This is a genomic window from uncultured Dokdonia sp. (assembly GCF_947492815.1).
In the GTDB taxonomy this organism is placed as follows: domain Bacteria; phylum Bacteroidota; class Bacteroidia; order Flavobacteriales; family Flavobacteriaceae; genus Dokdonia.
In genome coordinates this window covers 1-16,401 of record NZ_CANLOB010000025.1, presented here as the reverse complement: position 1 = coordinate 16,401, position 16,401 = coordinate 1, and the positions used below count along the sequence as shown (strand labels likewise).

15 protein-coding genes are annotated in these 16,401 nt (G+C 33.8%); 7 read left to right on the top strand and 8 right to left on the bottom strand.

Annotated features, from left to right (window positions below):
• Nucleotides 1-155 precede the first annotated feature (155 nt).
• On the top strand, nt 156-2,789 hold the full coding sequence (locus Q1A01_RS18645) for a valine--tRNA ligase (RefSeq protein ID WP_299683851.1): 2,634 nt from the start codon (nt 156-158) through the stop codon (nt 2,787-2,789).
• A gap of 85 nt (nt 2,790-2,874) precedes the next feature.
• On the opposite strand, the gene Q1A01_RS18640 is transcribed toward Q1A01_RS18645, so the two are convergent.
• The 6 genes from Q1A01_RS18640 to rsfS all read right to left on the bottom strand — a co-directional run bounded on the left by Q1A01_RS18640 (nt 2,875) and on the right by rsfS (nt 7,668).
• Complete coding sequence (locus Q1A01_RS18640; RefSeq protein ID WP_299683849.1) at nt 2,875-3,141, bottom strand: acyl-CoA-binding protein; 267 nt, start codon at nt 3,139-3,141, stop codon at nt 2,875-2,877.
• On the bottom strand, nt 3,141-3,791 hold the full coding sequence (locus tag Q1A01_RS18635; RefSeq protein WP_299683847.1) for a phosphatidylserine decarboxylase family protein: 651 nt from the start codon (nt 3,789-3,791) through the stop codon (nt 3,141-3,143). The genes Q1A01_RS18640 and Q1A01_RS18635 overlap by 1 nt, the downstream gene beginning before the upstream one ends.
• The gene (locus Q1A01_RS18630; protein ID WP_299683845.1) at nt 3,781-4,617 is read right to left on the bottom strand and encodes a phosphatidate cytidylyltransferase; all 837 of its coding nucleotides are present in this window, start codon (nt 4,615-4,617) and stop codon (nt 3,781-3,783) included. The genes Q1A01_RS18635 and Q1A01_RS18630 overlap by 11 nt, the downstream gene beginning before the upstream one ends.
• 1 nt (nt 4,618) lies before the next feature.
• Nucleotides 4,619-5,233: an LUD domain-containing protein gene (locus Q1A01_RS18625; RefSeq protein WP_299683843.1), complete on the bottom strand. Its 615-nt coding sequence runs from the start codon at nt 5,231-5,233 to the stop codon at nt 4,619-4,621.
• 99 nt (nt 5,234-5,332) lie between these two features.
• Nucleotides 5,333-7,282: an ATP-dependent zinc metalloprotease FtsH gene (gene ftsH, locus Q1A01_RS18620; RefSeq protein ID WP_299683841.1), complete on the bottom strand. Its 1,950-nt coding sequence runs from the start codon at nt 7,280-7,282 to the stop codon at nt 5,333-5,335.
• Between the two features lie 14 nt (nt 7,283-7,296).
• Nucleotides 7,297-7,668 carry a ribosome silencing factor gene (gene rsfS / locus Q1A01_RS18615; protein WP_299683839.1) on the bottom strand — a complete coding sequence of 124 codons (372 nt, stop codon included), beginning with the start codon at nt 7,666-7,668 and terminating at the stop codon, nt 7,297-7,299.
• Between the two features lie 84 nt (nt 7,669-7,752).
• Here rsfS and Q1A01_RS18610 point away from each other — a divergent pair, with 84 nt between their 5' ends.
• The 4 genes from Q1A01_RS18610 to Q1A01_RS18595 all read left to right on the top strand — a co-directional run bounded on the left by Q1A01_RS18610 (nt 7,753) and on the right by Q1A01_RS18595 (nt 12,718).
• Complete coding sequence (locus Q1A01_RS18610; RefSeq protein ID WP_299683837.1) at nt 7,753-8,484, top strand: biotin--[acetyl-CoA-carboxylase] ligase; 732 nt, start codon at nt 7,753-7,755, stop codon at nt 8,482-8,484.
• 72 nt (nt 8,485-8,556) lie between these two features.
• Nucleotides 8,557-9,429: a lipoyl synthase gene (gene lipA, locus Q1A01_RS18605; protein ID WP_299683835.1), complete on the top strand. Its 873-nt coding sequence runs from the start codon at nt 8,557-8,559 to the stop codon at nt 9,427-9,429.
• A gap of 3 nt (nt 9,430-9,432) precedes the next feature.
• The gene (gene gap / locus Q1A01_RS18600; protein ID WP_299683833.1) at nt 9,433-10,449 is read left to right on the top strand and encodes a type I glyceraldehyde-3-phosphate dehydrogenase; all 1,017 of its coding nucleotides are present in this window, start codon (nt 9,433-9,435) and stop codon (nt 10,447-10,449) included.
• Between the two features lie 94 nt (nt 10,450-10,543).
• A complete protein-coding gene (locus tag Q1A01_RS18595) occupies nt 10,544-12,718 on the top strand; it encodes a response regulator (RefSeq protein WP_299683831.1) in 2,175 nt (724 codons plus the stop codon).
• Here Q1A01_RS18595 and lpxK read toward each other — a convergent pair.
• Complete coding sequence (lpxK, locus tag Q1A01_RS18590) at nt 12,711-13,724, bottom strand: tetraacyldisaccharide 4'-kinase (RefSeq protein ID WP_299683829.1); 1,014 nt, start codon at nt 13,722-13,724, stop codon at nt 12,711-12,713. The genes Q1A01_RS18595 and lpxK overlap by 8 nt on opposite strands.
• Nucleotides 13,725-13,771: 47 nt before the next feature.
• On the opposite strand from lpxK, the gene Q1A01_RS18585 reads away from it, so the two are divergent.
• Nucleotides 13,772-14,866 carry a Nif3-like dinuclear metal center hexameric protein gene (locus tag Q1A01_RS18585; protein WP_299683827.1) on the top strand — a complete coding sequence of 365 codons (1,095 nt, stop codon included), beginning with the start codon at nt 13,772-13,774 and terminating at the stop codon, nt 14,864-14,866.
• A 3-nt stretch (nt 14,867-14,869) separates the two neighbouring features.
• Nucleotides 14,870-15,649 carry a C4-type zinc ribbon domain-containing protein gene (locus Q1A01_RS18580; RefSeq protein ID WP_299683825.1) on the top strand — a complete coding sequence of 260 codons (780 nt, stop codon included), beginning with the start codon at nt 14,870-14,872 and terminating at the stop codon, nt 15,647-15,649.
• Between the two features lie 247 nt (nt 15,650-15,896).
• On the opposite strand, the gene Q1A01_RS18575 is transcribed toward Q1A01_RS18580, so the two are convergent.
• Nucleotides 15,897-16,401: T9SS type A sorting domain-containing protein (locus Q1A01_RS18575; RefSeq protein WP_299683823.1), on the bottom strand; the 505-nt coding region annotated here is incomplete at its 5' end.

Below are 16,401 nucleotides of genomic sequence, written 5' to 3'. Positions count from 1 at the left end.
ATAGTTAGAATTAAGACCGTTACCAAAAAATGATATCAACAATCAACTGATAAGACTAAATATATTTTATCATTAAAAAATCTTACCTACACTATTTATTAATCCTACTGTTATCAGTACTTTTGTTGATTAGTATTCAATAATCAGACCAAACTATGAGCATAGCATCAAAATATGACGCTTCACAGGTAGAAGACAAGTGGTATTCGTACTGGATGGAACATAATTACTTCCATTCAACACCTAATGAAAAAAAGCCATACACTATTGTAATTCCTCCTCCTAACGTCACAGGTGTATTACACATGGGACATATGCTTAATAATACGATTCAAGACGTGTTAATAAGACGTGCACGTCTTACAGGTTTGAATGCATGTTGGGTACCAGGTACTGATCATGCTTCTATTGCGACAGAAGCTAAGGTAGTTGCCAAACTAGCAAAGCAAGGCATCAAAAAATCTGACTTGACCCGTGAAGAGTTTTTAAAGCATGCTTGGGAGTGGAAAGAAGAGTATGGTGGCGTTATTTTAGAACAGCTTAAAAAACTAGGTGCTTCTTGTGATTGGGAACGTACTAAGTTCACAATGGACCCAGATATGTCTGAAGCGGTTATTAAAACTTTTGTAGATCTTTATAACAAAGGACTTATCTACAGAGGGTATCGTATGGTAAATTGGGATCCTGAAGCAAAAACAACACTTTCTGACGAAGAAGTGATCCATGAAGAAAGACAAGGAACCCTATATTATTTAAATTATAAAATAGAAGGTTCTGAAGACTTCTTAACAATCGCTACGACACGTCCAGAAACAATTTTTGGTGATACTGCCATCTGTATCAATCCAAATGACGAACGTTTTACACACCTAAAAGGTAAAAAAGCGATTGTTCCTATTTGTGGTCGTGTGATTCCTATCATTGAAGATGAATATGTAGACATTGAGTTTGGAACAGGGTGCTTAAAAGTAACGCCTGCTCATGACGAAAATGATAAAGTATTAGGTGACAAACACAACTTAGAAGTAATAGACATTTTTCATGAAGACGCATCCCTTAATAGTTTTGGACTTCATTACGAAGGTCAAGATCGATTTGAATGTCGTAAGAACATCAAAAAAGAACTAGAAGAAAAAGGACATCTTGTAAAAACAGAAACCCATACTAATAAAGTAGGAACATCAGAGCGTACAAAAGTAGTCATAGAACCAAGACTTTCAGACCAATGGTTTTTAAAGATGGAAGATTTGGTAAAACCAGCACTGAAAGCGGTTTTAGAAACAGGCGATGTAAAGTTATTTCCTAAAAAGTTTGAAAACACGTATCGTCACTGGATGGACAATATTCGTGACTGGAATATCTCTCGTCAATTATGGTGGGGACAGCAAATCCCTGCATATTATTATGGAGACGGGAAAGAAGATTTTGTAGTAGCCGAAACTGCTGCGGAGGCGTTAACGCTTTCGCGAAAGCGTACCCAGAATGAAAACCTACAGCTTACAGACTTGCGCCAGGACGAAGATGCGCTAGATACATGGTTTTCTTCTTGGTTATGGCCTATGAGCGTTTTTGATGGTGTACGTAATCCTGACAATGAAGAATTTAAATACTACTACCCTACCAATGATTTGGTAACGGGTCCAGATATTTTATTTTTCTGGGTGGCTCGTATGATTATTGCTGGCTATGAATATACAGATCAACGTCCATTTGAAAATGTATACTTAACAGGGTTGGTACGCGACAAGCAACGTCGTAAAATGTCTAAGTCATTAGGAAATTCTCCTGATGCATTAAAACTCATCGAAAATTATGGAGCCGATGGGGTACGTGTAGGACTGCTATTAAGTAGTGCTGCTGGAAATGACCTCATGTTTGATGAAGAACTATGTGATCAAGGAAAGAAGTTTATAAATAAAATCTGGAACGCTTTCCGATTAATTAAAGGATGGGAAATAGATGACTCACTAAAACAACCGGAATCTAGCGTAAAAGGTCTAGAATGGTATACGGCGCGTTTTCATCAAACACTTGCAGAAATAGAAGACCATTTTTCGAAATACCGCATTAGTGATGCTTTAATGGCAACATATAAATTAGTGTGGGATGACTTTTGTGGATGGTTATTAGAAAGTGTAAAACCGGGATATCAACAGCCCATAGATCGAAAAACATATAATGCTGTTATCGAAGCACTAGAAAACAACTTGCGTATTCTACATCCATTTATTCCTTTTGCATCTGAAGAAATTTGGCAAACAATCGTTGATCGTACTCCTGAAGAGGCATTAATTATAAATCATTGGCCTGCACAAGAAACTTTTGATAAAAAAATCATAACCGACTTTGAATATACATCTCAAGTAATTTCTGGTATTAGAAGAGCTAAGAAAAGTAAAAATATACCAAACCATGAATCTATAGAGCTTCACGCCATACTTAATGAAAAAATATCAAGCAGCTTAGATACACTGATTTTAAATTTAGGAAACGTAACAGATTACACCATTACTGATACTCCTTTAGAAGGTGCACTTTCTTTCAGAGTAAAATCTAATGAATATTTTATTCCATTTGAAGAAGAGATAGATGTAGAAGCAGAAATTGCTAAAATTGAAGAGGAATTAAAATACACAAAAGGCTTCTTACAATCTGTTTCTAAAAAACTAAGCAATGAACGTTTTGTGAATAATGCTCCTGAAAAAGTAGTTGCCATTGAGAAACAAAAACAAGCCGATGCTGAAGCAAAAATTGAAACCTTAGAAAAAAGGTTAAAGAGTTTATCTTAATCTTACAACTCTTTGAAAAACAAAAAAACGCTTATAATTCTATAAGCGTTTTTTTGTTTTTCACATACTCAAATACTTAACACTATTATTTGCTCAAGTATTCATTAGCGATGGTTATATAAGCTATTTTTGCTTCGTCACTTGTCATTGATTTAACTTGTAACAATGCATTCATTTTAAAAGCACTTACCAATTCATGTTCTCCTTTTTGATAACTGAAGGTATTTTCTTGTGTAGCCTGTTTATAAAGCGCATAAAATCTCAACAGTACATCAGGCGGAAACTCTTGTTTAGCCTCTCCTACTTTTTTAAAAGCCTCCCAAAATGCAGTATGGAGCGCTTCCTTTTCCATTATACGGTTGCTATTATTGATGATGCTCCTTTTACTTTTTGATTTAGGGCAACGGCTATTTTGGTTCCAACAGGTAAATAGATATCTACACGAGATCCAAATTTTATAAAACCACTTTCACCACCCTGTGTAACAACTTCCCCTTCTTCTGCGTAGTTTACAATACGTTTGGCTAATGCCCCTGCTATTTGCCTATGCATTACTTCTCCGAATTTTTCCGTCTTGACAACTACGGTTGTACGTTCGTTTTCTTCACTCGCCTTAGGATGCCAGGCAACTAAGTATTTTCCTGGATGATATTTACTAAAAGTAACATCACCTGCGCCAGGATATCTTGTTACATGCACATTAAGTGGCGACATAAAAACGGATACCTGCAAACGCTTATCTTTAAAATATTCTTTTTCAAACACCTCTTCTATCACTACTACTTTACCATCTACAGGAGAGACAATAACACCCTCATCATTTGGAGCTATACGACTAGGGTTTCTAAAAAATTGAAGAATAAGTATCAATAATACAACAAGGGTTGTTGCTATTAAATAAAATAGCCATCCTTTCTCTAAAAATCGATTTGCAGTTAATAGTCCTATCGTAAAAAGACCTAATGCAATAGCAATAATTTTACTTCCTTCTTTATGAAACATAATCTAATACTATTAAAAACAAATAAATAAATGGACTTGCAAAAATGATACTATCGAGTCTATCATATATACCGCCATGTCCTGGCATCAATTGCCCACTATCTTTTACGCCTGCTTGGCGTTTAAGCTGTGATTGAATTAAATCTCCTAACGTTCCAAACACAGAAGTAACTATCGCTACCGTAATCCATAATTGAATACTTAATAGCTCCGTAAATTTATAAATAAATATACTAGCAATACAAGAAAACACAAGTCCTCCCAAGAATCCTTCTACTGTTTTTTTAGGGGATATGCGTTCTAAGAGTTTATGTTTTCCTATACTTTTTCCAACAATAAAAGCAAAGGTATCATTTATCCATATCAAGGCAAACACACTAGCTACTAAATATGATGTATATTCTCCTCTGTATGAAGGTAATATAATCGTGAATACAAAACCGCCAATAATGTAAAAAAGTAAATAAATATATTTCTGTGCTACCGTAATATAACGCTCCGAAGGTCTTATTAAATTTTTAATAAGATATAAATTTGTCATAATAGTAATAGACAGAAAAACAAGTGTTATATGGTTTGTTGGTTTTGTGTAGCCAAGCGCTATGTAATTAGAAGGTATGAGATAACAAAAAACAACGACAGTTACCACCAAAAGAAGATAAGGAACGTATGACTTTATCTTTACAAGTTTTAAGTACTCATACATGCAGATACATCCAAAGACAAATATCAATAACAAATAACTAATTTCCCATGAAAAGATAGCAAGTAACAAGAATGCTACATACAATAATCCAGAAAGTCCTCTTATTAAAACTTCACGCATACTACAAATCTTCTAACAGTAACAAATATAAATTTTTTGTACTGCTTCCATAAGACATAAAGTCTTTTTCATCTTCATCGGTTTCAAAATGTTTTATTGTTGTAATATTACTAGGAATGTTCCCCTTATTTCTATTTTTAATGAGTCGTAATCCTTCTCCAATGTTATTTACTATTTGACTTGTAGTTGCAAAAACAATCATTGCTTTAGGAAACTCTTGAAGTTTTAACTCTTTTAATTGATGTGAACTTACAAGAATGGATCCATTGTCCGCAATAAGACTCTCACACGTTGTCAAGAAAAATGAAGCATCTCTATCTTGTGTAAATTCAAGATTATACCCTTTAAACGTATCTTCTAAATGTTTGTCGAAGCAAAATGACTTTTGTTCATACCAGTCATTTTCTAATAAGATGTCATCAAAATTACCTTTGAGTTCCTCTAAGTTAACAGCGTATAGAAATTTACCTCCATTAAGAATGAAATTTTTCGTGAAACGCTCATCAGCAGGTGTGTGAACATCAGGCATATACTTACTGCGCTCGTCATGATTTTTATCTGAACGAGGGCCGTCTGATTTAGATTCTTTTTTAAATAATTTTCTAAATAGACTCATGGTGAGATTTAGATTCGAGCGTACAAGTTCTTCAAATATAAAAAAACTTGATTTAACGATAAATTAAATCAAGTTTTAATTCTATTATTAAAGAAAAGTTTATGCAATTACTTCAACATCTTCTTTCTTTCCAAAAGGACGATCTCCAAAAATCTCCAATAAGTTATCTTTAAAGATGACTTCTTTATCAAGAAGAAGGTCGGCCAATTGGCTCAATTTTTCTTTATTTTCTTTAAGTAAATCAATAGCTCTTTGATATTGCTCTTCTATAATAGCAGATATTTCTTTATCAATTAACTCTGCTGTTTTCTCACTATATGGTTTACTAAAATTATATTCTGATTGACCTGAAGAATCATAATATGTAAGATTTCCTACCTTATCATTAAGTCCATATACCGTAACCATCATACGTGCTTGCTTTGTCACCTTTTCAAGATCACTAAGTGCCCCTGTAGATATTTCATTAAAAATGACTTCCTCAGCAGCTCTACCTCCTAATGCAGCACACATTTCATCAAGCATCTGTTTAGGGCGAACAATAAGACGTTCTTCTGGAAGATACCAAGCTGCCCCTAATGATTGTCCTCTAGGAACTATTGTAACTTTTACTAATGGTGCCGCATGCTCAAGCATCCAACTTACAGTAGCATGTCCAGCCTCATGATAAGCAATAGCTTTCTTCTCTTCTGGGGTAATGATTTTATTTTTCTTTTCAAGACCTCCTACTATTCTATCTACTGCATCTAAGAAATCTTGTTTTCCTACAGCTTTATTTCCTTTACGAGCAGCAATTAAAGCGGCTTCATTACAAACATTGGCTATATCTGCCCCAGAGAAACCTGGCGTTTGTTTTGCTAAAAAGTCAATATCTAACTCGTCATCTATTTTCTTTAAAGGACGTAAGTGCACTTCAAATATCTCTTTACGTTCTCTAACATCTGGAAGATCTACATAAATTTGTCTATCAAATCTTCCTGCTCTCATTAATGCTTTATCCAAGACATCAGCTCTGTTAGTAGCAGCTAATACAATTACATTTGTATTGGTGCCAAAACCATCCATCTCAGTTAATAACTGATTTAATGTATTTTCTCTCTCATCATTAGAGCCTGAAAAATTATTTTTACCACGAGCTCTACCTATCGCATCAATCTCATCTATAAAAATAATCGCTGGTGATTTTTCTTTAGCTTGCTTAAATAAATCTCTCACACGAGAAGCCCCAACCCCTACAAACATTTCTACAAAATCAGATCCTGACAAAGAAAAGAATGGAACTTTTGCCTCACCTGCTACCGCTTTTGCTAGTAATGTTTTACCTGTTCCTGGCTGCCCTACTAATAATGCTCCTTTTGGAATTTTACCTCCTAAGCTTGTATACTTTTCTGGATTTTTAAGAAAATCTACAATTTCTTGTACTTCTTCTTTTGCTCCTTCTAGACCAGCTACATCTTTGAATGATGTTTTTACATCTACTTTTTCGTCAAAAAGCTTTGCTTTTGATTTACCAATATTAAAAATCTGGCCTCCAGGACCTCCACCAGAACCAGCTGACATACGTCTCATAATAAAAATCCAGATTCCTACAATAAGTATAATAGGCAACATAGGAACTATCATATCAAAGAAACTATACTCTTCGTCCGCATCTCTTATTGTAGCCAAGCTATATTCTTCTTTTGCTTCATCAAAAGATTCAGCAAAATTACCATCATCTACATAGCTAATCACGTAATCAGCTACACCTTGTGATTTTGGCATTAACTGACTTCCTTTCTTTTTCTTATGTATTTCTTTCTGTTTTGCTTCTGGAGTTAAGAAGATCTTAGCTTCTTTTCTATTTGTTACAATAAATACTAACTCAACATCTCCATCTCTAAGGTATTGCGTATATTCTGAGTTATTTATTTTCTTAGGTTCTCCAAAACCTCCGTTACCACTAAACATACTAATAGCGATAAAAATGACTACAATCAATCCATAAATCCAATAATTACTGAATTTAGGTTTATTAGTCGGGGGGGTATTTTTTGTTTCTTTAGACATTCACTACTTTTTTATTAATAACTAGTTGCTATAGAGGTAATCTTTGCATCGCCCCATAGACTTTCTATATCGTAAAATTCTCTTATGTGTTTTTGAAATACATGGACTACCACATTTACATAATCCATAAGCACCCATTCAGAATTATCTAGGCCTTCTACATGCCAAGGTTTTTCTTTTAATTCTTTACTAGCAACTTTTTGAATAGAATTTACTATTGCTGCTACTTGAGTATTTGAAGTACCATTACAAATAACAAAATAATCACAAACCGTATTTTCAATATCCCTTAAATCAAGAATATCAATGTTTTGCCCTTTTACTTCCTCTATCCCTTCTATAATTTTTGCAATTAATTGATCTGCGTTCGTTTCCTTTTTTGCCATTAAATCCTTTTATTTACACAAAGTTATTACAAATTTACGTTTATCAACCTTCTTAACATAAGTTTAAATAACATAATAACACATATGCGTATAGTCAAACTTCATACCATCGATTCAACGAATGACTATCTAAAGTCATTAGCAAAGGAAGAAAATCTTGAAGAAGATACTGTTGTATGGGCCCTAGAGCAAACTAATGGTCGTGGCCAAATGGGTACCAAATGGGCTACAGATCCCAGTAAAAACCTCACATTCAGTGTCTTTAGAAAAATTCAGCAAATCACTATTGATCAACAGTTTTATGCCTTAATGGCTGCTTCACTAGCCGTAAAGGATGTTTTAAAAAAATTATTGATAAAAAATGTGAGCGTAAAATGGCCTAACGACATATTGTCAGACAAGAAAAAAATATGTGGGATTCTCATAGAAAATGTCATAAAAAAAGGAGAATTAAATGCCATGGTTATCGGGGTAGGACTAAATGTCAATCAAACTACATGGGAAGATGTACCTCGTGCTACTTCTATAAAGACACAAACAGGCATACACTTTGACCTTCAAGAAATATTAAATATGCTTCTTGAACAATTTCATTACTATGTAAAAATGTTACTTGAAGGCGATTTCGAAAAAATCAAAGAAAATTATGAAGCACATCTTTTTAGGAAAGATAAGCCTTCCACGTTTCTGAATACTGACAAAGAACAATTTGTAGGTATTATTCAAGGTGTTACTCATCAAGGGAAGCTTATTTTACTAGAAGAAGACAATGTTATTAATGAATACGATTTGAAAGAATTAGAATTGTGCTTTTAACGTTTGATTACCAATATAGCATACCTACCCAAATTTGTTTTATTTGTATCTTTGCTATTCTTTATATAAGCTATGCAAGAAGAAACAATAGTCCAACCTGTTAGACAACCGAAACCCAAATGGTTACGTGTTAAACTGCCTACTGGAAAAAAATATACAGAACTTAGAGGTCTTGTAGACAAATACGACTTACATACCATATGTACTTCTGGTAGTTGTCCTAATATGGGAGAATGCTGGAGTGAAGGTACTGCCACCTTTATGATTCTAGGAAATATCTGTACACGTTCCTGTGGTTTTTGCGGTGTAAAAACAGGCAGACCAGAAACGGTAGATTGGGAAGAGCCTGAAAAAGTAGCAAGATCTATAAAAATCATGGCCATAAAGCATGCTGTTATTACTTCTGTAGACAGGGATGACCTTAAAGATATGGGAACGATTATATGGGGAGAAACTGTAAAGGCCATACGCCGTATGAATCCGGAAACAACCTTGGAAACATTAATACCTGATTTTCAAGGAAGAGAAGATCTTCTTGATCGAATTATTGATGTACATCCAGAGGTCGTATCTCATAATATGGAAACCGTAAAACGACTTACACGTGAAGTACGTATACAAGCAAAATATGAACGTAGCTTAGGTGTTTTAAAATATCTTAAAGATAATGGCATCAACCGAACAAAGTCTGGAATTATGCTAGGACTTGGTGAAACGGAAGATGAAGTTATCCAAACATTAAAAGACCTCAGGTCTGTAAACCTAGACATTGTTACTATTGGACAATACTTACAGCCTTCTAAAAAACATTTACCTGTCAAACAATTCATTACTCCTGATCAATTTAAGAAGTATGAAGAAATAGGTCTTGAAATGGGCTTTAGACATGTAGAAAGCGGCGCACTTGTTCGTTCATCTTATAAAGCTCAAAAGCATCTTACTTAATATATGAGTACCATCAAAGTTGCCATTAATGGATTTGGGCGTATAGGTCGTAATCTTTTTAAGTTATTACACAATCACAACAACATTGAAGTGGTTGCTATAAATGATATAGCAGATGCTCATACCTTAAGTCATTTATTAAAATTTGACAGTATTCATGGGATTTTTAATGCAGATATACGCTTTCGCGAAAGCGTACAAAGCCCATCTACAATTATAGTAGATAACAAAGAAATCCCTTTATTTAAAACTGCTACTATAAAAGATATTCCTTGGCAAAGCGTAACTCCAGATATTGTTATTGAATCTACTGGTAAATACAAAACAACTGCAGATTTAGAACATCATATTGCAAATGGTGCTAAAAAAGTGATTTTAGCTGTTCCGCCACAAGACGACCAAATCAAAATGGTTGCTTTAGGAGTCAATGAACATATATTAGATGGTACAGAAACTATTATTTCAAATGCTTCTTGCACAACAAATAATGCTGCACCTATGATTAAGGTTATTGACGAACTATGCGGTGTTGAGCAAGCATATATCACAACAGTGCACTCATACACTACAGATCAGAGCTTACACGATCAACCTCATAGAGATTTACGTAGAGCTAGAGCTGCAGGACAAAGTATCGTTCCCACAACAACTGGGGCCGCAAAAGCACTAACCAAAGTTTTTCCTCATCTTGCAAATGTTATAGGCGGCTGTGGCATTAGAGTACCTATAGCAAATGGATCTCTTACAGACATTACATTTAATGTAAAAAAAGACACTTCTATAGAAGAAATAAATAACGCATTAAAGGAAGCATCACAAACACATTTAAAAGGAATCCTTGAATATACAGATTTACCTATCGTATCTGTAGATATTATTGGTAACACACATTCCTGTATTTTTGACTCTCAAATGACCTCTGTTATTGGGAAAATGGTAAAAATTATAGGTTGGTATGATAATGAAATAGGATATTCTAGTCGAATTATTGATTTAATTTTATTCATTAACAGGAAATAATATATATTCGTATTTGTTTAAGGCAACTAAATATATGAGCAAGTATTTGATTCGCACTCTGCTTTTCGTGCTATGCATTCTCCCCACAATTACTGTGGCTCAAGAGATTGATCTTGCAACTCAAAAGATTACGGGTCAGAAGATTGACTCCTTACTTACCATAGCCGCTACTGCTATTGAAAACAACGATTACAACACTTCTGCACAGATCATGACTAGGGCAAGAATCTTAGCAGAAAAGACAAACAACAAAGGTAGAATAGGGCTTGCTTCTAGCGCATTATCTCGTTTATACCTTCTTACTGGGAACATCGAAAAAGCAAAAGAAGAAAATAACCTTGCCATTAAAATGCAAGAAGGCTCTGAAGATCACCAAGAAAATAATTTAGGGCAAAGTTATATTACTGCAGCAAAAATTGAATTACTACAAAGAAATTATCCGAAAGCATCTGAATATCTAGAAAAAGCAGAAGAGACCTTAGAAAGTTTAGGACGTCCAGAATTATTATCAAAAGTATATCTCAATCAAGGAACTATTGCTTTAATAAAAAATAATCCTCAAAAAGCTGGAGAATTATTTGACTTAGCTATCAAAAAAGCTGAAAAAACCGATGACGGCGGAGGTAAATTCTTAATTGCAAAAAGCAATATTCAAAAGGCAGAAGTATTACTGCTTCAGAAAAAAATTGATGAAGCTAGTAACACAATAAAAATTACTCAGGATATCAGTATTTCTGAAAATTACCCTACACTCTTATCTGAATCTTATAGAGTAAGCAGTCGAATTGCAAAAGAACAAAATGACATTGCTAAAGCTTATGAACACATTATGCTTTACAATACCTACACAGATCAAAACAGAAAAAATAAAGAAGAAGAGATTGTTATTCAACAATTCAAAGAAGACAAAGTTTTAAGTGCTCAACTAAAAGAAGAAATAGAAATAGAAAGAGCAAGAGCAAGAGATACAAATAGACTCACGACGGTATTAACGATCGCTATGATTACTATTTTATCTTTACTAATCCTGTCATTATATAAAAACAATAATCTCAGGACGAAAGCAAATGAATTATTACAAGCTAAAAACACTGAACTTATAGTAGCTAAAGACAATGCAGAGAAAGCCTCTATGGTAAAGGCACAATTCTTATCTACGATTACGCATGAGTTACGTACACCAATGTATGCCGTAACAGGACTCACACACTTATTACTGAGTGAAAACCCTACTCCTGAACAAAAGAAACACCTTGACTCTCTTAAATTTTCTGGAGAATACCTACTATCGTTAATTAACAATATATTAGATCTCAACAAATTAGAAGCAAATAAGGTTGAAGTTGAACAAACAGCTTTTAACCTTAAGAAACGTATTGAAGATGTATTATTTGCTTTAGGAAAATCTGCAAAAGATAAAGGCAATAAGTTAAACTTTGAATTTGATCAAGATATTCCTGAAGAAGTTTTAGGAGACCCATTAATGATCTCTCAAATATTAATCAATCTTGTAGGTAATGCCGTTAAATTTACCCGTGATGGAACAGTAGACGTAAGGGTTCAGAAAATTAAACAAACAGATAGCGAAACTTATTTACACTTTGAAGTGGAAGATTCTGGAGAAGGTATCTCTAAAAAGAAACAGAAAAACATTTTCCAAAACTTCACACAAGGATCCGTTGCCATTAATAGAAAATTTGGTGGTACTGGATTAGGATTATCTATTGTAAAAAATCTATTAGACTTATTAGGCAGTAAGGTAGAATTAGAAAGTACATTAGGGAAAGGATCTAAGTTTTCTTTTGATATCAAATACAACCTTACTAAGCAAGCAGCTGGAGAAGAAGCAAATCCACATAACATTATTTACGATATAGATTATGTTGCTCTAGAAAATAGAACCATACTCGTTGTAGAAGATAATAAGATCAATCAAATGATTACGCGTAAAATCTTAGAAAAGAATAAGATGTTATGTGATGTTGCAGATAACGGAGAGATTGCTGTAGAAAAAGCCAGAAACCAAAACTTTGATCTTATCTTGATGGATATTCACATGCCAGGAATAAGCGGTATAGAAGCTACAGAACAGATACGCCTTTTTGACAAAGAAATTCCTATTCTTGCATTAACGGCTGTTACTATAGACGAGAATATAGATGAATTCCATGAAGCTGGTTTCAATGATATTATCCCTAAACCTTATAAGGTGGAGGAGTTTTTCCAAAAAATACATAATGGCTTAAAACAAGCTAAAGTATTTAATTAAACTCTTTAACAAAGCCTAATACCTGATCATTAAACAAAGTTTCATCTTCAATAAATGAGGCTTTAATTGGAAGGTAAAATAAATTCTCTGTAACCATCATAGGCGATAAGCGTACATAATCTTTTTCTGTAGTTAAAATAAAGTCATGAGATGCTAAGGTTTTAATTTCGCTTAAAGCGAAATTATGATGATCTCCAAACGCTTTATGTTCAAAATCTAATCCTAAGTCCTTTAAATAATTCACCAAAGGTGTAGGATTTGCGATTCCAGTAACCAATGTAAACTTCTTTGTTTTTAGTACTGAAATAGGCAATTCGGTTTTATCAGACATCAATACATCACTATAATTAATTGTCGTAAAATATACTTTTTGATAAGCTAATGGTGCTATTTTTTCAACTACTGCATCTCGCTCATTTTTAGAAATATGAGAAGGGCATTTTGTTACAATAATTACCTGAGCTCTACGAACACCAATCCTAGGCTCTCTTAAATTACCTGCAGGTAATAAAAAATCATCCGTATATAGATCATGATATGCCGTAAGTATGATTTGAAAACCTGCCTTCACTTTTCTATGTTGATACGCATCATCAAGTAAAATTACATCTAACAAAGGATTTGTTTCTAAAAGTTTTGAAATACCTAACTGCCGATCTTCACACACAGACACGTTAACATTTTTAAACTTTTTGGCAAACTGCAAAGGTTCATCCCCTACATTTTTAGCTAAACTATCTGAAGACACTTGAAGATACCCTTTTGTTTTCCTACCATAGCCACGACTTAACGTTGCTACCTTATAGGAATCTCTTAACAATCGAATAAGATATTCTGTCATTGGACTTTTACCAGTACCCCCCGTATTTAAATTTCCGACACAAATAACTGGCAGTTGATATTCTTTGGATGAAAAATAACCTCTATCATAGGCTTTATTAAGTAATAAAGTGATTATATAATAGCATCCTGCAAAAGGAAATAATATTTTACGCAGTTGTTTCATATAGGGCGAAGGTATAATTTTTATCTTTACTTTTTTAAGATACAACTATGACTATACGTGATGTAACTAATATACTTGAAGAATGGGCTCCACTACCCTACGCTGAAGATTTTGACAATGTAGGACTTCTTGTTGGTGATAACTCGTCTAAACTAACAAATATTCTAGTAACCCATGACGCTTTAGAAAATGTAGTTCAAGAAGCTATAGATAAGAATTGTAATCTTATCGTTTGTTTCCATCCTATTCTATTTTCAGGAATAAAAAGAATAACAGGTTCTAATTATGTAGAAAGAGCTGTCGTAAAAGCGATCAAAAATAATATTGCTATTTATGCATTACACACAGCACTAGACAACGTATCTTATGGTGTAAATTATGGAATGGCTAACGCCTTAGGACTTATAGATACAGAAATTTTAATCCCTAAAAAAGAGCACATAAAGAAACTCGTCACCTATACACCACACAATTCGCTTGATTCTATTAAAGAAGCACTTTTTAAAGCTGGCGCTGGCCAAATAGGAAATTACGACCAATGTAGTTTTGGAGTTTCAGGAGAAGGCACTTTTCGCGCAAGCGCAAATGCAAATCCTACTATTGGCGCTATAGGAGTTCAACATAAAGAATCAGAAACCCAGTTGCATATCACCTATGAAAAACATCATGAATCAAAAATAATACGTACATTATTTTCTAATCATCCTTATGAAGAGGTTGCCTACGAAATAACATCACTTCAAAACAATCTCCAGAATGTTGGATTAGGCATGGTTGGTAACCTTGAGGAAGCTATCAATGAATCAGATTTTTTGAAGCTAGTAAAAGAGACATTTAAAACAGGTGGCATCAGACATTCTGAATTCATAGGCAAACCTATTAAGAAAGTAGCCGTTTTAGGAGGCAGTGGTGCTTTTGGAATATCTCAAGCAATCCGAAGTGGTGCTGATATTTATATAACAGCCGATCTTAAATATCACGACTATTATAAAGCTGAAAAACGAATTTTATTGGCTGATATTGGTCATTTTGAAAGTGAACGCTTTACAAAAAACATTATAGCCAGTTATCTTACAGAAAAAATTCGTAATTTTGCAGTCGTTTTATCTGAAGAAAATACCAATCCCATCAACTATTTATAAAGTATGGCAAAGAAAAAGGAGTCAACTGTCGAAGAGAAGCTAAGAGCTTTGTATGATTTACAACTTATAGATTCTAGAATAGATCAAATACGCAATGTAAGAGGAGAACTACCTCTTGAAGTCGAAGATCTTGAAGATGAGGTTGCTGGTCTCAATAAGCGTATTGAAAAATTGGATAATGAGTTATCTCTTATTGAAGATCAAATCAAGGCTAAGAAAATTCAGATTGAAGAATCAAAAGCTTCTATCAAAAAATATTCTGAGCAACAAAAGAACGTTAGAAATAATCGTGAGTTTAACGCACTTAGTAAGGAAGTTGAGTTTCAAGAATTAGAAATACAACTTGCTGACAAGAATATACGTGAGTTTAAGTCTCAAATTGAGCAAAAGAACGAAGTTATCTCTACTACCAAAGAACGCTTAGGAGAACGCGAGAAGCACCTTAAGCATAAAAAAGGAGAGTTAGATGCTATTTTAGCAGAAACTGAAAAAGAAGAGAAAGCACTTATCAAAAAGAGTGAAGACTTTGAAAAAGAAATTGATGAACGTCTAGTAAAAGCATATAAACGCATCCGTACTAATGTACGTAACGGTCTTGCTGTTGTTGCTATTGAGCGTGGAGCATCTGGAGGATCATTTTTTACAATTCCACCACAGGTTCAAGTTGAAATCGCTAGTCGTAAAAAAATAATTACTGATGAGCATAGTGGACGTATTCTAGTAGATAGTGTACTTGCTACTGAAGAACAACAAAAAATGGAATCTTTATTCAAGTCTATCTAATAAAGAGCTCTAATTGAATAAAAAAGCGTTTAGAATATTAATTCTAAACGCTTTTTAGTTTCTGATGTATAGACATAGTACGAATGCTAATCATTAGAAGCATATACCCCTTACAGTTAGTGCACAACACACTTAACAAATTGTCTATAATGTTTCTAACATAATAAGTCACTAGACATTAACACTTAAAATAAAAAAACCTCAATGATAGAGGTTTTTTTGGTAATTCAGTATGTTATAAAACTCGCTAGTAAATAATTAATTTTTCTGTAAATGATCCCATATCCGTTTCTAGTCGAAGTATATAAGGACCCTTACTTATATTGGATACTGGTAACTGCAACGTGGTAGTTCCAGTTGCTGGTTTCCATTGTTGTATTACTTGACCAAGCATAGAGAATAATGTTGCATTGTTTACATTATTAGCTTCATTCTTAGTGATAGCAATATATTTTCCTTGTGTATTAAAACTTACTAAAACACTGTAAAGATCTGTTTCTTCTTCTAGAGAAATACTTTCTTCTTGTACTGATATTTCAGTGTCCTCTTCTTCAGTTTCAGTTTCTTCTTCTGTATCTGTAGATGTATCTTCCTCTTCAGTATCTGTTCCAGAAGTTCCTTCTCCTTGCTCATCATTATCATCGTCAGAAGAGGTTTCTTCTTCTGTTTCTTCCCCAGCTTCGGTGTCAGTATCAGTATCTTCTCCTGTACCAGTAGTTTCTTCCTCTTCTTCTTCCCACTCTTCAGAAGTT